18 protein-coding genes and 1 tRNA gene are annotated in these 20074 nt (G+C 62.3%); 12 read left to right on the top strand and 7 right to left on the bottom strand.

Translation table 11 applies throughout. The features are described from left to right. Nucleotides 1-138: 138 nt before the first annotated feature. Both M0H32_RS26660 and mnmA read right to left on the bottom strand, forming a co-directional pair. Nucleotides 139-215 (bottom strand) — tRNA-Met (locus M0H32_RS26660). A 115-nt stretch (nucleotides 216-330) separates the two neighbouring features. Further along, entirely contained in the window at nucleotides 331-1509 is a 1179-nt protein-coding gene (mnmA, locus tag M0H32_RS26665; RefSeq protein WP_248159551.1) for a tRNA 2-thiouridine(34) synthase MnmA, read from the bottom strand. A gap of 343 nt (nucleotides 1510-1852) precedes the next feature. On the opposite strand from mnmA, the gene M0H32_RS26670 reads away from it, so the two are divergent. From M0H32_RS26670 to flhA, 9 genes are all read left to right on the top strand, one after another. Then, on the top strand, nucleotides 1853-3892 hold the full coding sequence (locus tag M0H32_RS26670; RefSeq protein WP_248159552.1) for a flagellar hook-length control protein FliK: 2040 nt from the start codon (nucleotides 1853-1855) through the stop codon (nucleotides 3890-3892). A 30-nt stretch (nucleotides 3893-3922) separates the two neighbouring features. After that, nucleotides 3923-4582, top strand: a complete 660-nt coding sequence (locus M0H32_RS26675; protein ID WP_248159553.1) for a flagellar hook assembly protein FlgD — start codon at nucleotides 3923-3925, stop codon at nucleotides 4580-4582. Between the two features lie 333 nt (nucleotides 4583-4915). Then, complete coding sequence (gene sciP, locus M0H32_RS26680; protein ID WP_008194991.1) at nucleotides 4916-5191, top strand: CtrA inhibitor SciP; 276 nt, start codon at nucleotides 4916-4918, stop codon at nucleotides 5189-5191. Between the two features lie 418 nt (nucleotides 5192-5609). Beyond that, on the top strand, nucleotides 5610-7226 hold the full coding sequence (gene fliF / locus M0H32_RS26685; RefSeq protein ID WP_248159554.1) for a flagellar basal-body MS-ring/collar protein FliF: 1617 nt from the start codon (nucleotides 5610-5612) through the stop codon (nucleotides 7224-7226). Further along, nucleotides 7226-8275, top strand: coding sequence for a flagellar motor switch protein FliG (gene fliG, locus M0H32_RS26690; protein ID WP_248159555.1), 1050 nt, complete (start codon nucleotides 7226-7228; stop codon nucleotides 8273-8275). Before fliF ends, fliG begins: the two co-directional genes overlap by 1 nt. Before the next feature lie 38 nt (nucleotides 8276-8313). Beyond that, nucleotides 8314-9006 (top strand): FliH/SctL family protein, encoded by a 693-nt coding sequence (locus M0H32_RS26695; RefSeq protein WP_248159557.1) that lies wholly within the window; start codon nucleotides 8314-8316, stop codon nucleotides 9004-9006. Then, nucleotides 9003-9338 (top strand): flagellar motor switch protein FliN, encoded by a 336-nt coding sequence (fliN, locus tag M0H32_RS26700; protein WP_248159559.1) that lies wholly within the window; start codon nucleotides 9003-9005, stop codon nucleotides 9336-9338. Before M0H32_RS26695 ends, fliN begins: the two co-directional genes overlap by 4 nt. Before the next feature lie 12 nt (nucleotides 9339-9350). Then, nucleotides 9351-10703, top strand: coding sequence for a sigma-54-dependent transcriptional regulator FlbD (gene flbD, locus M0H32_RS26705; protein ID WP_248159561.1), 1353 nt, complete (start codon nucleotides 9351-9353; stop codon nucleotides 10701-10703). Between the two features lie 73 nt (nucleotides 10704-10776). Beyond that, nucleotides 10777-12963, top strand: a complete 2187-nt coding sequence (gene flhA / locus M0H32_RS26710) for a flagellar biosynthesis protein FlhA (RefSeq protein ID WP_248159562.1) — start codon at nucleotides 10777-10779, stop codon at nucleotides 12961-12963. Between the two features lie 38 nt (nucleotides 12964-13001). Here flhA and M0H32_RS26715 read toward each other — a convergent pair whose 3' ends face one another. Both M0H32_RS26715 and M0H32_RS26720 read right to left on the bottom strand, forming a co-directional pair. Then, nucleotides 13002-13277, bottom strand: a complete 276-nt coding sequence (locus M0H32_RS26715) for a flagellar biosynthesis protein (RefSeq protein WP_248159563.1) — start codon at nucleotides 13275-13277, stop codon at nucleotides 13002-13004. Between the two features lie 138 nt (nucleotides 13278-13415). After that, nucleotides 13416-13691 (bottom strand): flagellar biosynthesis protein, encoded by a 276-nt coding sequence (locus M0H32_RS26720; protein WP_248159564.1) that lies wholly within the window; start codon nucleotides 13689-13691, stop codon nucleotides 13416-13418. A 147-nt stretch (nucleotides 13692-13838) separates the two neighbouring features. On the opposite strand from M0H32_RS26720, the gene M0H32_RS26725 reads away from it, so the two are divergent. Continuing rightward, on the top strand, nucleotides 13839-14459 hold the full coding sequence (locus M0H32_RS26725) for a GNAT family N-acetyltransferase (protein WP_248159565.1): 621 nt from the start codon (nucleotides 13839-13841) through the stop codon (nucleotides 14457-14459). Nucleotides 14460-14635: 176 nt separating this feature from the next. Here the strand turns inward: M0H32_RS26725 and mtnA are convergent, their stop codons facing one another. Further along, nucleotides 14636-15742 carry an S-methyl-5-thioribose-1-phosphate isomerase gene (gene mtnA / locus M0H32_RS26730; RefSeq protein ID WP_248159566.1) on the bottom strand — a complete coding sequence of 369 codons (1107 nt, stop codon included), beginning with the start codon at nucleotides 15740-15742 and terminating at the stop codon, nucleotides 14636-14638. Nucleotides 15743-15965: 223 nt separating this feature from the next. Here mtnA and M0H32_RS26735 point away from each other — a divergent pair, with 223 nt between their 5' ends. Continuing rightward, nucleotides 15966-16547 (top strand): hypothetical protein, encoded by a 582-nt coding sequence (locus M0H32_RS26735; RefSeq protein WP_248159568.1) that lies wholly within the window; start codon nucleotides 15966-15968, stop codon nucleotides 16545-16547. 258 nt (nucleotides 16548-16805) lie between these two features. Here the strand turns inward: M0H32_RS26735 and M0H32_RS26740 are convergent, their stop codons facing one another. After that, on the bottom strand, nucleotides 16806-17729 hold the full coding sequence (locus tag M0H32_RS26740) for a metallophosphoesterase family protein (protein WP_248159570.1): 924 nt from the start codon (nucleotides 17727-17729) through the stop codon (nucleotides 16806-16808). A gap of 586 nt (nucleotides 17730-18315) precedes the next feature. On the opposite strand from M0H32_RS26740, the gene M0H32_RS26745 reads away from it, so the two are divergent. Beyond that, a complete protein-coding gene (locus M0H32_RS26745) occupies nucleotides 18316-18798 on the top strand; it encodes an NUDIX domain-containing protein (protein ID WP_248159572.1) in 483 nt (160 codons plus the stop codon). 205 nt (nucleotides 18799-19003) lie between these two features. On the opposite strand, the gene M0H32_RS26750 is transcribed toward M0H32_RS26745, so the two are convergent. Further along, nucleotides 19004-19978, bottom strand: coding sequence for a glutathione S-transferase family protein (locus M0H32_RS26750; RefSeq protein ID WP_248159574.1), 975 nt, complete (start codon nucleotides 19976-19978; stop codon nucleotides 19004-19006). Nucleotides 19979-20074 lie beyond the last annotated feature (96 nt).

Consider the following 20074-nt stretch of genomic DNA (forward strand, 5'->3'; position numbering starts at 1 on the left):
TATGATCTGGGATATATCGACCTGGAGCAGAGAACCCTACAGACAATCGACAACCCGTTCGGCACGAGGTTGTAACCCATGTCTCCGGTACAAACTGTTACCTATGTCTCCGGATCGGACATCGGGCAAAACTGGATTTGGTAGCGGAGGAGGGACTCGAACCCCCGACACGCGGATTATGATTCCGCTGCTCTAACCGGCTGAGCTACTCCGCCATCCAATGCGTCTTCGAGCCTTGGCGGCCCGCGCAACGTGGGGTGCTTATAGTGAGGCGGCGGGCGGGCGTCAAGCGTTGAATCGGCACCCGCGCGCAAAGTTTTTGAACAGGCCTCAGGCGGCGGAAACCGGGCTTTCGGCCTGTGGAAAATCGATGGTCCAGGTGCCGGTGCGCTCGGTCTTGTGGATCCAGCCGCCGCCAAGCACGCGGGCGGTGTCGTCGTCTGAATCGAAAAAGACGCAGGCCTGGCCCGGGGCAACGCCGGCTTCCGCGTTGGCCAGATCGACAAAGGCCTTGCCGTTCAGGGTGCGCAGGGTGGCGGGCGCGGGCGGGCGGGTCGAGCGGACCTTGGCAAAGAGCTCGATCTCGTCGCCCTCGTCCAGCGGCTGGTCGCCGATCCAGTTCATTTCGCGCAGCAAAATGGTGCTGGTCGCCAGCGCCTCGCGCGGGCCGACCACGACCCGGCGCTCGTCCGGATCCAGGCGGACCACATAGAGAGGCTCACCCGTGGCGACGCCGAGGCCGCGGCGCTGGCCGATGGTGTAATGGATGATGCCGTCATGGTCGCCCAGCACCCGGCCGTCCATGTGCACGATCCTGCCCGGTTCGGCGGCGTTCGGGCGCAGCTTGCGGATCACCTCGGCATAATCGCCATTGGGCACGAAGCAGATGTCCTGGCTGTCCGGCTTGTTCGCAACCGACAGGCCGAATTCGGCGGCGAGCTCGCGCACCCTGGCCTTGGGCATGCCGCCAAGCGGAAAGCGGACGAAGTCCAGTTGCTCCTGGGTGGTGGCGAACAGGAAGTAGCTCTGGTCGCGGTCGAGATCGGCCGGGCGATAGAGCGCGCGCTTGTTGCCCTGCTGCGCGGAGCGGACATAGTGGCCGGTCGCCAGGGCGTCGGCGCCAAGGTCCTTCGCCGTCTTCAGAAGATCGGTGAACTTGACCGTCTGGTTGCAGGACACGCAGGGGATCGGGGTTTCGCCGGCAATATAGCTGTCGGCGAACCGGTCCATGACCTGTTCCTTGAAGCGGCTTTCATAGTCGAGCACGTAGTGGGGGATGCCGATCTTTTCCGCGGCGCGGCGGGCGTCGTGAATGTCGACGCCGGCGCAGCAGGACTTGGCCTTGGCGACGGCCGCGCCATGGTCATAGAGCTGCAGGGTGACGCCGATGACGTCATAGCCTTCCGCCTTCATCAGCGCGGCAACGACCGAGCTGTCGACGCCGCCGGACATGGCAACGACAACACGTGTATCTTCCGGGCGGCCGGGCAGATCCAGACTGTTTCGCATTTCTACAAGCTTCCAGAAATCTTGGCCGATCGCGCGTGCCGGAAGGCGTTTGCCTCCAGGTCCTCCGGGTTGGCCGGGGACGGGCGCCGATCAAGGGCCTCGTTCAAAGTTGGCGGCACTATATAGAAAGGGCCGGGAAATGCCAATTGCTGCCCGCGCATGGCAGGCACGCTTTGCCCGACCGGCAAACCTTGCCGCCTCCCGGGAGCGGGTATTCCGGGGAGGTCGAGAAATTTCTTAGCTATTTCAAAGGCTTTTTTGAAATTTCAGACTGGCCCGATGTTTGCTTCCTTTCCCGTGATGAAATGTGCCTGCAGCCGCGGGCGAAGATCTGGGGGCAAACGTGCTGCCATTTGGACTGACAACGGATGTATCTGCGGGCGCTCTTGCCGCCGGCGCGGGCGGTGCGCTCGGGGCCGGGGTGGCGGGACCCGTTACAGGTGATGCCGCACCCGGCGCGAGCGTGTTCGCCGACGCGTTGAAAGCGGCCGCCGCAACCGGCGTTGTGGCCACTCCGGAAGGCGGTGCCGCCGCCAGGCCGGGAGACGTGAAAGTGGCGCTGCCGGCAAGCGCCTCGGAAGAAGCCATCGATTTGCTGAAGAAGGCGGTGAGCGATCAGGCCGCCGCGCAGCCGCCGGTGCCGGCCACGCAGCCTGCGCCGCTTCCCGGGACGGCCGGGGCGGATACGGCAAAGATATCAAGTGACGGTGAGGCCGCGGTTGCGGACCCGCCCGGGCCCGAGGACCCGCAAATTGATGAAGGCGCCATCCTGGCGTCCATGGACGCGATTGTTCCGGCGGTGCCTGGACCTGCCCCGCTGCCGGGCGTAACGCCCGCCGGTCAGGAGGCGGGTGGTGCGGCCTCTCCTTCGTCGGTGCCGTCCAGCGCGGTGCCTCCGGCTGTCGGAGCGGCTGGCAATGGCGTGCCAGGTGGCATGCTGCCCGGCGCGCCGGGTGGGCAACAGCCGCCGGCCGTGGCCAGTCCGAATGCCGCGAACGGCCTGCAACAGGCGGCCAATGCCGGTGCGGGTGTTTCGGGCTCGCCTGCGGGCTTGGAGGGCGGCACGGATGCTGCAGCGCCTGCGGGCCGGCGCTGGCAGAACGAATTGCCGCCGGAACTTCGTGCTTCGCAGCCGCAGGCCGGGCAGAGCCGGGCCAATGCTCAGCCGGCCCCGGTGCTTCCGGCATCCGCCAATGCCACGACGCCCGCGACAGCCGCTGTGGTGGCTGGTAACGGCGCAGCGGAAAGTGCCGTCCCGAAAGTTGCTGCCTTGGCCGCGGCGGATAAGTCCGCGGCACAGGCCCCGGCCGGGACAACGAGCAACGCGCAGCCGGCGCCTCTGCAGACCCAGTCGGGTCAGCTGGCACCCGTACCGACCAACGGGCAGGCTCCAGTGCCGGCAAGTGGTTCGCAACTCGGCGGTCAGCCGGCCGCGCAGCTGCCCTCTGATCTGGCAACAGCGGCCGGACAGGCGTCCTCGCGGCCTGCCGGACCATCCGCCGCGACCGGCGGTTCCTTGACGGCGGTGGCCGCAACGACGTCCGGTTCCGGCACCCCTTCTGTCCTGAGCGCTGAAGCGCCGGTGACGGTGCAGACGGGTGAGGTGTTGCCGGATGCCGCTTTGCCGGACGCGCCGGTTGCCGACGATGTTGCCACCCTTGCCAAGCCGGGTGCTGACACAGGCGCGCCTGGCAATGCTGCCAAACCCGCCGGTGTCGCCACCACGCAAGCCGGGCAGGGGGCTGACAATCGTGCGGCAAATACGCCTGCGGTGACTGCGCCCGTGGCCGCGGCCACAACCCTTGCGGTTGTTGCGGAAGATGCCGGCCTTCCGGTCACCGATCCCGATACGATGACGGGTTCGGACTTCACCACGGCCAGCGTGCGCGGCGGCGACCTGCATGGCGCCATGCGCACCGAAAGCCTGCAGACGCCGAACCAGACCCAGTCCGCTCATGTGGCCACCCAGGTCGCGGCGGAAATCGCCCGCAATCTGAAAGACGGCAACACCCGCTTCCAGATGCGGTTCGATCCGCCGGAACTCGGCCGGGTGGAAGTCAATATGCGGGTCGGTGCCGATGGCAGCGTCCAGGCTCATCTGATTGTCGACCGGCCCGAAACCCTCGACATGTTCCTGCGCGATCAGCGCGGGCTGGAGCGGGCGCTTGAGGCCGCGGGCCTGAACCCGGACAGTGACAATCTGCAATTCTCGCTGAAACAGGATGGTGGCCAGCAATTCGCCTCGGATCAGGGCGACGGCGGCCAGCAATCCGGCTTTGGCGACAATGGCTCCGAAGGCTCGGGCGATGCGGATCCGGACATCACCGAACGGGTCCGGCTGATGCTTGCCGAACAGCGCGGCGGTCTGGACATGAAAGTATAGAAGGGACGGGATCCGTCCCGGGAGTGAAACATGACCACAGTATCTTCAGCCACCTCTAGCAGCGCTCAGAGCGGTGCCGCCAACAGCAGCAGCGGTCTGATCGCGAATTACGAGCTGTTTCTGACCATTCTGACAACGCAGATCCAGAACCAGGACCCGCTCGATCCACTCGACTCGGCGGAATACACCAATCAGCTGGTGCAATATTCGAATGTCGAGCAGTCGATCAAGCAGAACCAGAACCTGGAAGACATCATTGCCACGTTGCAGAGCAGCCAGAGCCTCAGCTATGTCAGCTATGTCGGCAACGAGGTGACCGCGGACGCGTCCACGACAACGCTGACAGGCAGCCAGGCGAGCTGGTCCTATGACATCACCGAGGAAGCTTCCGGATCCTTCGAGATCCGCAACTCGAGCGGAGCGGTTGTCTATAGCGGCGACATCGAACTCGATGCCGGCAGCGGGACGTTCAATTGGGACGGGCGCACGGACAGCGGTCAGCAGGCCGTCGACGGGCTTTACACCATTTCCTTCGATATGAAGGATGCCAACAGCCGGCCGGAAACGGTCCGGACCACGGTGTCCGGCATTGTCGACCGGGTGGACTGGTCCAGTGGCGAGGCGGTGCTGAAGGTCGGCGACCAGGACTTTCCTGTCAGCTCGGTGACGGCAGTCTCAAGGCCGTCCTAAAGGCAATAATTTCAATTCGCTGCGCATTTGTTGGCTCCGGGCGATGTCCGGAGCCCTTTTTTGCTGGCTTATCGGATTTTGGTCGGGAAACCGGAGTGCCTGCAATTTTCAAGCGTATTCGATTTGCGTTGCAAAATGCACGGGCAAGTCATTATGGTTAACGAATTCATATATCGCTATTTACAAATTGAGTGTTTATTTTTCTGATTTCCTAAATATCATTCACTAAATTTAGATTTTATAGTTAATAAAAATACAATTTTGCTTTAGGCGTTTGTTAAGCGTCATTGTGTAGTCTCAATTCAACTTGGTCATGGTTAGTGTGAGAGTACAATGACCGAACAGATTCGTTCGCGTGTAAAATATGTCATCGGACCCGATGGAAGCCCGCTCACTATTGCGGACTTGCCGCCGACGTCCACGAAGCGGTGGGTCATCCGCCGCAAGGCGGAAGTCGTTGCAGCTGTTCGGGGAGGGCTTCTTTCCCTGGAAGAGGCCTGTCAACGATACACTCTGACGGTTGAGGAATTCCTCTCCTGGCAGAGCTCGATCGAGAAACACGGTCTGGCGGGCCTCAGGGCCACGAGGATCCAGCAGTACCGGAACTGACCGGGCTCAACAGACGTGAGAAGGCGCTGCGCTTGCTGCGCCTGCAAAGGGTCGGCTCCGCCGGCCTTTTTTTGTTTCTGAGGCAAGTCCGTCGGACCTGTTCCATCCTCCCGCAAGCGAACGACCCGTCTGATTAGCGCCGCTGCCGGTCCGTCCGTGCTTCGTGGTGCTGCCGGGGAGGCTTGACCTTTGGGGAACTTATCCAAAAATTAATAAGGTAGGCAGTTTTTCCCCACCTGAGTTGCGTTTTGCATTATCGTAAATCGCTGAATTCTGCCGATCCGGGATAGTGGTAAAGAGCTCGTTAACCACTTGTTAACCCTCTGGGCGGCAAATTTTGCCCATCGAAGGTGTGGCATGCCGAGCCGACTCCAATAATAACGGTTTCAAGGCATGTTTCAGATGCGGGCGGGCATTCGTGAACGGATTGACTGAATTCATAAAAGCACTTGGACCGGCGCGGATTGCCGCGATGGGCGCGGTTGCCGCGATCCTGATCGGCGTGTTCGCGTTCATCATCTTCCGTGTCACCGCACCTCAAATGACCACGCTTTATAACGAGATGACCCTTGAAGACAGCGCGGCGATCGTCAGCCAGCTGGAAAGCCAGGGTGTGCAGTTTGAACTGAAGCGCGAAGGCTCGACCATTCTCGTGCCAAGGGAGCAGGTCGCCCGGCTGCGCATGCAGCTGGCCGCGGAAGGCCTGCCGACCGGCGGGTCCATCGGCTATGAAATCTTCGACCGGACCGACACGCTGGGCGCCACCAGCTTTGTTCAGAACATCAATCACCTCCGGGCCATGGAAGGCGAGCTGTCGCGCACGATCGGTTCGCTGGACCGGATCCGCGCGGCCCGTGTTCATCTGGTGATCCCGGAGCGGCAGCTGTTCCAGCGTGACCGGCGTCCGCCGTCGGCCTCCATTGTCCTGAATGTGCGTGGCGCGCTCGGGCCGGGTGAAATCCGCGCCGTGCAGCACCTGGTGGCCACCGCGGTCGACGGTTTGGACCCCGACAGGGTGTCGATCGTCGACGAGAGCGGCCGTCTTCTGGCCTCCGGTGTCGGCGACGACGAAGACGGTATGGTCTCCGCGTCGCTTCAGGAGCGCACCGTCGCGGTTGAAAGCCGGCTGCGCAACCAGATCGAGGAAATCCTCAATTCGGTGGTCGGCCCCGGCCGGGCCCGCGTCCGCGTCAACGCGGAAGTGGATTACAACCGCCTGACCGAAACCACGGAAACCTTCGATCCGGAAGGTCAGGTGGTGCGCTCGACCCAGACCAAGGAAGAGGCATCGTCCTCCCTGTCGCGGAACGGCCAGGTCACAGTCGGCAATCAGCTGCCCAACCAGGAAGGCGGTCAGGGCGACGCCAACGGCCGGGACACGGCGACGCTGACCGAGGAGATCACCAATTACGAGATTTCCAAATCGACCCGTACGGAAATCATAGAGGCCGGCCAGGTCAAGCGCCTGTCCGTGGCCGTGCTGGTCGACGGTACCTATCAGCCGGACGGCAGCGGCAACAATGCCTATACGCCAAGGTCCCAGGAAACCCTCGACCGGATCGCTGTCCTGGTCCGCTCCGCGGTTGGTTTCGACGCAGCGCGCGGCGACTCCGTCGAGGTGGTCAACCTGCAATTCGCGCTGCCGCCGCAGGACGACCTGCTGGCCGAAGGCGACGAGCTGTTCGAATTCACCCGCGACGACATCATCCGTTTCGCCGAATTGGGCGTTCTGTTCCTGATTGCGCTGCTGCTGCTGCTCTTCGTGGTCCGCCCGCTGCTGCGCCGGATCGTGACGCCGGAAGAAAAACAGCCGCAGGAACTGATGATCGGCCCCGACGGTACGCTGGTCGTCGAGACCGAAGTGCCGCAGGAAGAGACACCGGAAGACGAATTCGTCATCGAATGGCTGGAACAGGCCAAGCAGGAAGGAGCCATGCAGGCAAGCTCGATCGCCAAGGTTGGCGGCATGATCAAGGACCATCCGACGGAAGCAGTGAACATCGTTCGCGGCTGGCTGGATGAGCAGGCCGCCTGATGGCTAGCGATCAACTCCAGCAACAGCTGCAAGTCAGCGCCGATCACGAAGACCGCGAGCTGAAAGGTGCCGAGCGGGCAGCCGTCCTGTTGCTGGCGCTTGGAGAACAGCACGGCGCGCCGATCTGGGAGAAACTAGACGAAATCGAGGTGCGTCAGGTATCCGCGGCCATGGCCAATCTCGGTCCGGTCACGCCGAACATGCTGGAGAACCTGTTCAAGGACTTTGTCCGGCGCGTCAGCTCGAAAGGCGCCCTGACCGGCAATGTCGACGCGACGGAGCGGCTATTGGCCAGCTTCCTGCCGGGCGACAAGGTCAACATCATCATGGAAGAAATCCGCGGTCCGGCCGGCCGCAACATGTGGGAGAAACTCTCCAACGTGCAGGAGAATGTGCTCGCCAACTACCTGAAGAACGAATATCCGCAGACCGTTGCGGTGGTGCTGTCGAAGATCAATTCCGACCATGCCGCCCGTGTGCTCGGCATTCTGCCGGAAGAGCTGGCGCTGGAAGTGGTCAGCCGCATGCTGCGCATGGATGCGGTTCAAAAGGAAGTTCTGGAGAAAGTCGAGCAGACGCTGCGGGTCGAGTTCATGTCGAACCTGACCAACACCTCACGGCGCGACAGTCACGAGATGATGGCCGACATCTTCAACAATTTCGACCGTCAGACCGAGGCCCGGTTCCTGGCGGCGCTCGAAGAGGACAACCGCGAGGCCGCGGACCGGATCAAGACGCTGATGTTCACCTTCGACGACCTGTTGAAACTCGACGCGGCCAGCGCGCAGACGCTCCTGCGCCATGTGGAGAAGGATCAGCTGGCGATCGCGCTCAAAGGCTCGACAGATTCCGCACGCGAATTCTTCTTCGGCAACATGTCCTCGCGCGCCGCCAAGTTGCTCGGCGACGACATGGATGCGCTCGGACCGGTGCGGCTGCGTGACGTGGACGAGGCTCAGACGAGCATGGTGAACAAGGCCAAGGACCTGGCGGCGAAGGGCGAAATCATGATCTCCAAGTCCAAGGGCGAGGATGAAATCATCTACTGATGCGGCAATCGGCAAGTATCTCTAACAGTATGGGCAGCATGACCAACCCGTCGAAATTTCTGTTCAATGTCGACTTCTCGGAACCCGAGGAGCCGCAGGAGGTTGCGCCGGCTGAGCCCGAAGTGCCGATGATCACGGTGGCGGAGCACAAGAAGCTCCTGAAGGACGCGCAGGCAAAGGCCTTCGAGGAGGGCCGTGTCAAGGCACTTCAGGATCTGCAGACCAAACAGGAAACCCTGCTGACGCAGGAGGTCGGTCATCTGGTCGCGGCCGTCGGTGGCGTTCTTGAGACCCTGGACGATGTTCAGGCCACCCGGGAAAAAGATGCGATCAGCCTCGCATTTCTTGTGGCTAGACGGCTGTGCGCCCATCTGATTGCCCGTCAGCCGCTGGCCGAAACGGTGGCGTTGGTGTCAGAATGTCTGGGGCCTCTGCGCAAGGCGCCGCACCTTGTTATCCGGATCGCGGAAAAGGATGTCGAGGCCCTGAAGGCCCAGGTGGATCCGATCGTGCATGAAAAGGGCTTTGACGGTCGCCTGGTCATTCTCGGGGAACCGGAGATCGGCCGCGGCGACTGCCATATCGAATGGGCCGACGGCGGTATCAGGCGGGACCGCAAGGCGCTGGAGACGGAGATCGATACGAGCATTCGCGCTTACCTGCGGGCGCGCGCATCCGAGAAACGCGGAACACCGTCCGCCACGCCGGCGGAAAAGGAAACTAACGAATGAGCGACGAACAGGACACCAACATTCCGCTCGACGAGCTGGAAGCCCCCGAGCGTCACATTGACGAAGGGGATCAGCGAGAGCCGCAATCGGCCGCCGATCTCGAGGCCGTGTTCGACGTTCCCGTGCGGATTTCGGCGGTGCTTGGCCATTCGCGCATGCATGTCTCCGATTTGTTGAAACTGGCCTCGGGTACGGTGCTTGAGCTGGATCGGAAAGTCGGTGAGGCCATTGATATTTATGTAAATAACCGTCTTGTTGCCCGTGGCGAGGTTGTCCTGGTGGAAGACAAGCTCGGTGTGACGATGACGGAAATCATCAAGACGGATCGATAGGAAAAAACGCGGATGCGTCTGTTAATAGTCGGAACCCTTGGCGGCCAGCTGACAACCGCTTCGAAGATCGCCATGCAGGGCGGCGCCCAGGTGACCCATGCCGACGATGTCGAGGGCGCTCTGAGGGTCCTCAGGTCCGGGCGCGGCGCCGACCTTCTGATGGTCGAGGTGCATCTCGACATAGCCGGGCTGATCCAGAAGCTTCAGGACGAGCGGGTGCATGTTCCGGTCGTTGCCTGCGGTGTGGAAACGGATGCCCAGGCTGCGGTCAGCGCCATTCGCGCCGGCGCCAAGGAATATATCCCGCTGCCGCCCGATCCGGAGTTGATCGCCGCCGTTCTGGCGGCCGTTGCCCAGGAGCGCGGCGACCTGATCTACCGGGACGACGCCATGGCCTCCGTGGTCAAGCTGGCCGAGCAGGTGGCGCCGTCGGAGGCATCCGTTCTGATCACAGGCGAGTCCGGCACGGGTAAGGAAGTCATTGCGCGCCACGTGCACAAATGCTCCAACCGGTCATCCAAACCGTTCATCTCGATCAATTGCGCCGCCATTCCCGAGCATCTCCTGGAATCCGAACTCTTCGGCCACGAGAAGGGGGCTTTTACCGGGGCCGTCGCGCGCCGGATCGGCAAGTTCGAAGAGGCCGACGGCGGCACGCTGCTGCTCGACGAGATTTCCGAAATGGATGTGCGCCTGCAGGCCAAGCTTCTGCGCGCCATTCAGGAGCGGGTGATCGACCGTGTCGGCGGCACCCGTCCGGTGCCGGTCAATATCCGCATTCTGGCGACGTCGAACCGGGACCTTGCCGAAACCGTGCGCCAGGGACAGTTCCGCGAGGATCTGCTGTTCCGCCTGAACGTGGTCAATCTGAAGCTGCCGTCGCTGCGCGAACGTCCGGCGGATATCCTGGAACTCGCGCAGTTCTTCATCAAACACTATTCAGAAGCCAATGGCGTGCCGATCCGGCCGCTGGCGGCCGAGGCGCGCCAGGCGTTGATGACCAATCCGTGGCCGGGCAATGTGCGCGAACTTGAAAACACCATGCACAGGGCCATTCTGCTGGCCAGCGGCGCGGAGATCGGCGTCGAGGCGATCCGCATGCCTGACGGCTCGCCGCTGGGCATTTCCAGGGGGGCGGCGGAGCGCGCCGCGCAAACGGCGGAGGCCGTGACGCGGTCCTTTGTCGGCCGCACGGTGGCCGATGTGGAACGCGACCTCATCCTGGACACGCTCGATCACTGCCTCGGCAACCGCACCCATGCGGCGAAAATTCTGGGTATTTCCATTCGCACGCTGCGCAACAAGCTGAATCAATATACCGATGAAGGCATCAGCGTGCCTGGCCCTGGTGAAGCCAGAGCGTAACAAGAGGCGCCCTAGGGCGTCGTGGAACGCGTCGCTTCACGTCAGGCGGCGCAGGTAAGGAACCGGAAGCGGAATGTCGGACACGGCAGCAGGCGGACAAGGCGGACCGGGCGGGCCAGAGGGACCCGCTCCGCAGCAGGCAGCGGCAGCGCCGCAGACTGGCGGCGCGCTGTCGGGCCTGCCCAGCATGCAGGAGCTGATCGACACGCTGCGCAAGGGCGATATCGGTCTCGCGACGGGCATCCTTGTGATCCTGACGCTGCTGATCCTGCCGATGCCGCCGGTGATGCTGGACACGTTCCTGGCGGTCTCCATCATCTTCTCGGTCATGATTCTGATGACCGGCCTGTTCATCCAGAAGCCGCTGGAATTCTCGTCCTTTCCGACCGTTCTCCTGATCGCGACCATGTTGCGGCTCGGCCTTAATATCGCCTCGACACGCCTGATCCTGTCCAACGGTCACGAGGGCACGGCAGCGGCCGGAAACGTCATCCAGTCCTTCGGCAACCTGGTGATGGGCGGCAATTTCGTCATCGGGATCATCGTCTTCGCGATCCTGGTGATCGTGAACTTCGTCGTCATCACCAAGGGTTCCGGCCGTATCGCGGAAGTGGCGGCGCGCTTCACCCTGGACGCCATGCCCGGCAAGCAGATGGCGATCGACGCCGATCTTTCCGCCGGCCTGATCGACGAAGCCGAAGCCAAGCAGCGACGCAAGGCGCTGGAGGATGAAAGCTCTTTCTTCGGCGCCATGGACGGTGCTTCGAAATTCGTGCGCGGCGATGCCATTGCCGGCCTTCTGATCACCTTCATCAACATTCTCGGCGGCATCTTCATCGGCGTCGCCCAGATGGAACTGACCTTCTCCGAAGCCGCCAACAATTATACGCTCCTGACCATCGGCGACGGCCTGGTCTCCCAGATCCCGGCGCTGATCGTATCGACCGCGGCCGGCCTTCTGGTCTCCAAAGCCGGCGTGCACGGCGCCGCCGACAAGGCGCTGGCAGCCCAGTTCACCGGGTATCCCAAGGCACTCGGCATGTCCGCGGCGGTGATGGTGATCCTGGCGCTGCTGCCGGGCATGCCGATGATCCCATTCTTCGGTCTTGCCGGGGTTGCAGGCTATCTGGCCTACCGTGTCAGCTCCCAGAAGAAGCAGGAAGCAGCCGAGGCCGCCCAGGTGAAGGCGGTGGAATCCGCGCCGAAACCGCTGCCGGAGCCGCCGATCACCGACGCCCTCAAGATGGACGAACTGCGCATCGAGCTGGGTTATGCCCTGCTGCCGCTGATCAACGGCAAGGCCACAGGCGACGGCGATGTCCTGACCGAGCAGATCAAGGCGCTGCGCCGCCAGGTCGCCGGCGACATGGGCGTGATCATGCCGCCGGTGCGCATCCTCGACAACATCCAGCTGGGCGCCAACGACTATGTGATCAAGGTGAAGGAAGTCGAGGCCGGCCGGGGCATTCTCTATCCGAACCATTTCATGGTGATGGATCCGGCCGGCGGTCAGGTCAAGCTGCCGGGCACGCACACGACCGAGCCGACCTTCGGCCTGCCGGCGACCTGGGTGGAAGCCCAGTACCGCGAGGACGCGTCCCTGCGCGGCTACACGGTGGTCGATCCGGCGACCGTGCTGTCGACCCATCTGACCGAAACCATCAAGGCCAATATCAGCGAGCTTTTGACCTATGGCGACGTCCAGAAACTCCTGAAGGAGCTGCAGGGCGAGCAGGCCAAGCTGGTCGAGGACCTGATCCCGTCGCAGATCACCGTATCGGGTGTCCAGCGCGTGCTGCAGACCCTGCTCAACGAGCGCATTTCGGTCCGCGATCTCGGCACCATCCTGGAGGGCGTGTCCGAGGCGACCGGCATGACCCGCAACACCGACACCATCGCCGAACATGTGCGCATGCGTCTTGGCCGGCAGATCTGCGCGGCCAATCTGGCGCCCGGCGGCTACCTGCCCTTGATCGCCCTGTCGCCGCAATGGGAACAGGCGTTCCTGGAATCGATTGTCGGCGAGGGCGACGACCGCCAGCTGGCGATGCAGCCGAGCAAGTTGCAGGAATTCGTCGGCCGCGTGCGCGACACGTTCGAGGAAGCCGCCCAGCAAGGCGAGGTACCGGTGCTGCTGACCTCGCCGCAGACACGGCCGTTCGTACGCTCCATCGTCGAACGCTTCCGCGCCCACACCACCATCATGAGCCAGGCCGAGGTCCACCCGCGCATCAAGCTGAAGACGATCGGGTCGATCTGACCCTGAAAACGAGCTTGGGTGTGCTGGGGAAGCAGCCCCTAAACCACCAGATTGATCCGTGCCTGGGCCGCCGTCTGATTGCCGTAGTGGCCGAGCCGACCCTGGTTTTTCAGCACAAACAGGGTGTTCAGCTGCGAGGATTGCAGGGTGACCGACTGCATGGTGTAGGCCAGCGCGTTTATCTTGTCCAAGCGCTTGGCGGCCGATTGACGGCGTTTGGTCCAAGCCTTGTTGTAGTCCGACCAGGAGGGCTTTCGTTGTGAGCGGAAGCGGCTATAGGTGTCCCTCTGGACATAATTCCCAATTTTCGCCATGTGAGCGCCTTTTCAAAAAGACTGCTCTCAGCGTAGCTCCCGAATGTGTGACCAAACGGTTAACGAAGTGTCCGGATCGGAGAATTTTTTACGTTGGGGAAGGTTGGGGCAATCCGGTGCCCGCGGCCTGGCGAGGTCCTAAATCAGCACGTTGACGCGGTTCATGGCAGCCGTCTGGTTCGCGTATGCGCCGACCCGGCCCTGGTTCTGCATCACGAACACCGTGTTGGCCTGGGAGGCCTGCACACCGATGCTGTTGAAAACGCTGGCCACGTTGCGCAGTTGCTGCATTTTCTGCGCCGATGCCTCGCGGCGTTTGGACCAGGCCTTGTTGTAGTCGGACCAGGTCGACTTCCGTTGCGAACTGAAGCGGTTGTGGTAATCGCGCTGGACGTAATTTCCGACTTTGGGCATGGCAGCGTCTTTCATGAACAGGGCTCGATTGTCCCAAAACGTGGTTAACAGCGCGTTAACCAACTGCAATACGCCATTCGGCCCTTGGAGCGAATGGCCGGCGCTGCTATGGCCCATGCCGACACGCGCAACAAAGGAGATTCGACGGTGACACAGACGCTTGGCCCGGTCCTCAATCTGGATGGATATACAGAAGTTCCGGACGGTAAAATTGCCTTTGTCGTCACTTATCTGGAGATGCGCGAAGCCCCGGCGAAGCCCCTCGCTCCGCCTCGCAGCGACGTGACCCTGGAGCGCTGGGACGCGCCCGATGTTGCCACCTATCGCAAGCTGTTCCGGGAAATCGGCGAGGACTGGATCTGGTTCAGCCGCCTGGAGCAGGACGAGGCCGTTCTGGAAAAAACGCTGGCCGAGCCGGCGCGGGACCTGTTTCGGCCGATCAGGGACGGACGGTGTGTCGGCACGCTGGAGCTAGACTATGCCAACCCGGCTGAGCCGGTCGTTGCCTATTTCGGCCTCGTGCCGGGAGCGATCGGCGGCGGACTCGGCCGCTGGCTGATGGGCCAGGCCGTGGACATGGCCTGGGCGCGGCCTGAGACCAAACGCCTGTGGCTGCACACCTGCACAGGCGACAGCCCGCAGGCGATCCATTTCTACCAGTCCTGCGGTTTCACCCCTTACAAGCGCGCCATCGAGGTCGCCGACGACCCGCGGCTCAAGGGGCTTCTCGGCCGGGACCGGGCGCCGCATGTGCCGGTGATCGGGTAGGTCGTGAAGCGACAGAGCACCCTCAACAACTGACGTCATCCTGAGGAGGACCTAAGGTCCGTCTCGAAGGATGGGCCGCTTGTTCCGGAATATGCTGCCGCTCCTTCGAGACGCCGCTTGCGCGGCTCCTCAGGATGACGCCGGTGTGTGTTGCTGCGGCTCCTTGCAGACGAATTTCACGCGCTCATCTTCACCCGTTCCGGAAACGCGTCGGCGATGGATTTCCGGTTGGGCTCCAGAACGCCGCGTTCGGTGATAAGGCCGGTGACGAGGCGGGCCGGGGTGACGTCGAAGGCCGGGTTGCCGACCTCGGAGCCGTCGGCGACGATGTTGATCGTCTCGATGGCACCGGCCTCCGTGCGGCCGGTCATCTGGCTGACCTCCAGCCCGCTGCGTTCCTCGATCGGGATCTGGCTGACGCCGTCGGAAAGCGAGAAGTCTATGGTCGGCGAGGGCAGGGCGACATAGAAAGGCACGTTGTTGTCCTTGGCCGCCAGCGCCTTCAGATAGGTGCCGATCTTGTTGCAGACATCGCCGGTGGCGGTGGTGCGGTCGGTGCCGGTGATGACGATATCGACTTCGCCATGCTGCATCAGATGGCCGCCTGCATTGTCGACGATGACCGTGTGCGGCACGCCGTGATGGCCGAGCTCCCAGGCGGTCAGGAAGGCGCCCTGGTTGCGCGGCCGGGTCTCGTCGACCCAGACATGGACCGGAATGCCGCCGTCATGGGACATGTAGATCGGCGCGGTGGCCGTGCCCCAGTCGACGGTGGCGAGCCAGCCGGCATTGCAATGGGTCAGGATGTTGACCGGTTCGCCTTCCCGCTTCAGCCGGGAGATGGCGGCAATCAGCTCCATGCCATGCATGCCGATCGACATGTTGATGGCAATGTCCTCGTCGCAAATGTCGTTGGCAAGGGTGAAGGCAGCAGCCGCCCGGTTTTCAGGGGCCACCTGGATCAGCGACTTGCGTGCCTTGTCGAGGGCCCAGTGCAGATTGACCGCGGTCGGCCGCGTTTCCAGAAGCGCCGAGCAGGCGGCGTGGAGATTGGCGTCGGACGGGTCGGCGCGCATGGCCAGCGCGACACCATAGCCGGCGGTCGCGCCGATCAGCGGCGCGCCACGCACCTGCATCACGCGGATCGCGTGCGCGGCGTCTTCCATGGTGTGGAGCCTGGCAATCTCAAAGGCATAGGGAAACTTGGTCTGGTCGATGATCTCGACCGAACCGCCATCCTCCGCGAGCCAGATCGTGCGATATTTCTTGCCGTCGACATTCATGACCCAACTCCGCGCTTCCGCATATTGCCTTTGAATAACCCAGGATGAGGCGGAGAGGCCAGTCTTGCCTTGCTGGTCTCATGGTAAAAAATGGCTTAATCTTCGTTAACCATGTTCCGATAGCCGGTGGATAGCGTGCTCAGAATTGGGCTGCGTCTGTTCCGCACCGGTAAGAGTCAGTTAAGACTCTATTGACCAAGAGTGAAACGGAGTCAGGCGCCTCATGTCTGAAATGCAGGATAACGTTGTTCCCCACACCCGCATGCGCTCGCTGCGCGACGCGATCCGCAAGGTTCAGCTCGGCGAAGTCGAGCGCTCCGACGTGGTGGTGGAGCTACAGGACACCGAGCGGGCCCGTCTCGACATGCTCGCGGACGAACTCAAGGACGTTTTCAGGGAAATCCCGGAAGAGGACGACCAGTTCTCGCTGCAGATCATTTCCGGATCGATGCCGCGCCTGTGGATCGACGCCACCAGCCATGTCGCGGTCGGCGGCGACCGGCGCACCTACCGGTTCTTAAAGGACACACGGCTTGGCCGGGTGGTCATCCTGGAAACCGCCAATATCGACGACATGGCCGACTGCCTGACCGAATATATCGCCGAGCGGGTTCTGGAGCGGGAGAAGGCGCTGGAGGGCGACTGGCTCAACAACCGGCTGCGCCAGGTGGCGCTTGACAGCCAGGTGGTGCGCGTCAAGGAAAGCCGCACGCCGTGGCTGGCGGTGGTCGGCGCCTTCGGCATCGGCCTTGCCGCCGGCATAGTAGGACTTGTCGCCTTTGCCTGGTTCGCCAATCCGCTTTGATTTTTTGAATTTTCCGGCACCTGAGTGTCACCCCGGACAAGCGAAGCGCAAATCCGGGGCCTACTCGCCGGGCAGCTTGCTGAAGCCGCAGGTGCGTTATCAGGAATTGCTCGCCTGTTCCCACCATTCTGGAAGTGAGTAGGCCCCGGGTCTCGTTTCGCTCGCCCGGGGGGACACCGAATTATCCGCCAATTTTTTCGCGGCCTACGCATGGCCGTTGCAAGGGGCGCAAAGGCAGCGCTCCGGGTTTATATCCGCTCACACCGGTACCTCGACCTCCCGCTTCGCCAGCAGCTTGACTGGTTCTTTCGGCGCTTCAAAGCCGTGTTCCTCCATCCGGCAGGACCAGCCGGTATTTGTCTTTTCGATCCTGAAGAGATTGTAGCGCGCCGCAGGTTTTTTGCCGCCCGGGGCGCTGGTGGCCGAGGGCACGCCGACAACGGAAACCGGACCGCTTGGGCCGTCAATGGTCTCGAAGCTGTCGATATGGGTGTGGCCGTGCAGGATCAGTTCGGCGCCCGCGCGCTTGACCACCGCACGCACCCTGGAGGCGTCCGACAGGCGTTTGTGCCAGTGGGTGGCATGTTTGAAGGGGGGATGGTGCAGCATCACAACCCGGAAAAGCCCCTCGGCGCCGAGTTGCTCCAGAACGGCCCTGAGACGTTTGCTTTGCTCGCTTCCGACCCGGCCGGTCGCGAACCATGGAGCGCTGGCGCGGCCGGTGGTAACGCCGACAAGAGCAACGTCGCCGCGTTTGCGCACATAGGGAAACGTGGCTTCGGATTTTGTTCCGGCTGCAGGGGCGCCGTCGGCGTCATCGCCGCACATATAGGGCCACCAGGCGGCCCGCGCACGGCGGACGGCTCCGGGCACATAGGCATCGTGGTTGCCCGGCACAACGGAAACGTTCCGGGGCTCGCCGATCTCCTCCAGCCAGGTACGCGCCCCTGAGATTTCAAGCGGCAAGGCGATATTGACCAGGTCTCCCGTCACCGCAATGTGGTCGGGAGCCTGCGCCTTCATGTCCTCGACGAGCTGCTCCAGGTAACTGGCGCCCATGATCTTGGAGCGGTTGCGTTGCCAGTTGAGATAGCCGAGCAGTCGCTTGGAAAAGAGCTGGAGGAGCTTCGGGTCGGGCAGGGGGCCGAGATGCGGGTCGGAAATGTGCGCGAGCGTGAACATGGTTCGTTGATATTCAGGTTCCCGCTGCGGTGCAATGCGTTCCTGCAGATCGCCGCAAATTCGTAGCCTAATCGCAAAAGCAAAGGGCGCCGTGTCCGGAGACACAGCGCCCTTTTGCGGGGGATCTGGTCAGGCCAGCCGGTTATTTGGCCGGCTTGACCGTCTTGGCAGCTTTCGGAGCTTTTTGCGTGCTCTGGTCCGCGGAGCGCGTGGTTTCGCGCAGCGTCGCGCCAACAACATTTACAAATCCGAACATATTAGCCACTCCGTTCAGATCCTTCGACGGCCTTAGTTGGACGCGAAGGTGGTCAGGGTTGCCGCGATGCGCGGGTTGGTCAGGTCGACAGCCGGCTTCCACTGGTAGTGGTTACGGTTGCGGCGGCGTTTGCCAAAAAGTGCGTTCAACATGGTCTTTTCCTTCATCAGCGTCCGGCAACGGACGCGCTGCCTTCGAATTCATCTTGTTGCACGATATATAGGCAGGGACAGTTGAAAGGAGGAGCGTTATTCTGCCTTGGCTGCATTGCAGCAATTGCATGGGTTAACAAAGCCTTGCGCTGCTGGTTTTCCGGGTATCTCGCTGAAAATGCTGAAACTTCTGTCTCTACTGCCTGCATCCTGGACACGCCGCCTGATCCAGCAGGCTGGACTTGTCCGCAATCCCTACACGCTTGGCGTTCGCGTGATCGTGGAAGACGGCGACAAAAGGGTGCTTTTGGTGCGGCACAGTTACCTCGCTGGCTGGTACTTGCCGGGCGGGGGTGTCGACCGGGGCGAGACGATGCCGGAAGCCGCCTGCCGGGAGGTCCAGGAAGAGGCTGGCATTGCTGCGGAAGACCCGCCGCGTCTGCTGAACGTCTATCTCAATGCGGAAGTCACCGGCCGCGACCATGTCGGCCTGTTTCACCTGGAGCGCTGGAGCAAGACGGAGACCTTCCTGAAACCGAATGCGGAAATCCTCGAGGCTGGCTTCTTTGCGGTTGATGCCTTGCCCGACGGGCTCAGCAAGGCAACAGCGCTGCGGCTTGAGGAATTCAGGTCAGGGGTGTTCGTGTCGGACAGGTGGTGACGGAAGCCTCTCTTGAAGCTTCTCCATCGTCATCCCGGCCAAGCGTCGCGCGAGCCGGGATCGGGGAGCCACGCTCATTCATTACTGACTTGTTGCGTGTCGGCGGACTCCGAGGCTCCCCGGTCCCGGATCTTCGCTGCGCTGCGTCCGGGACGACGATGGAGAGTGAGGTTTGGGGCGACAGGCCGTTTGGTTTGATTGCCTCTTAAGCCGCCGACCTGAACCTGTCGCGGTCATGCGGCCGGGTCAGGTCCAGATCCGGTCCGACCGGCACGATGCGGGTCGGGTTCACGCTTTCATGCGAGCCGTAATAATGCTGCTTGATCGTGTCCATATCCACGGTGCCTGCGACGCCCGGCATCTGATAAAGCTCGCGCAGATAGTTGGAGAGGTTCGGATAATCCACGATCCTGCGGATGTTGCATTTGAAATGGCCGACATAGACCGGATCGAAGCGCACCAGCGTCGTGAACAGGCGCCAGTCGGCCTCGGTCAGGCGGTCGCCAACCAGGTAACGCTGATGCGCCAGAAGCTCTTCAAGGTCATCCAGCGTCGCGAACAGGGCCGTGACGGCTTCCTCGTAGGCTTCCTGGGTCGTGGCGAAGCCGGACTTGTAAACGCCGTTGTTGACCGTGTGATAGACACGCTCGTTGATGGCATCGATGTCGGCGCGCAGCGCTTCCGGATAGAAATCGAGCGTCGATCCGGTCAGACCGTCAAACGCGGAATTCAACATGCGGATGATCTCGGAGGATTCGTTGCTGACGATGGTCTCTTGCTGCTTGTCCCAGAGGATCGGTACCGTGGCGCGGCCAGTGTAATGCGGGTCTGCCTTGGTATAGATGTGCCAGGCGTATTTGGCGCCGGTCAGCGGATCGATCTCGCCGAATTCCCAGCCGTTTTCCAGCATCAGGGGCTGAACGGCGGACACCGTGATCAGGTCCTCAAGCCCTTTCAGCTCGCGGAAGATCAGGGTGCGGTGCGCCCAGGGGCAGGCATAGGAGACAAACAGGTGGTAGCGCCCGGCCTCAGCCTTGAAGCCGCCGCCGCCGCTTGGGCCGGCGGAGCCGTCGGCGGTGATCCAGTTTCGAAAGGCGGCGTCCTTGCGCACGAACCGGCCCCCGGTGGATTTTGTGTCATACCATTGATCCGTCCAGACACCGTCAACCAGCAATCCCATTGAACTCTCCCGTGTTGTGTTCGTTGGTTAGGTTGTGCGGAAGCTCGGAAAATCAATCAACTGAAAGCACCGTTCGGGCTCCTTGAACAATCAATG

The sequence above is a fragment of the Roseibium sediminicola genome (assembly GCF_023156505.1).
In the GTDB taxonomy this organism is placed as follows: Bacteria; Pseudomonadota; Alphaproteobacteria; order Rhizobiales; family Stappiaceae; genus Roseibium; species Roseibium sediminicola.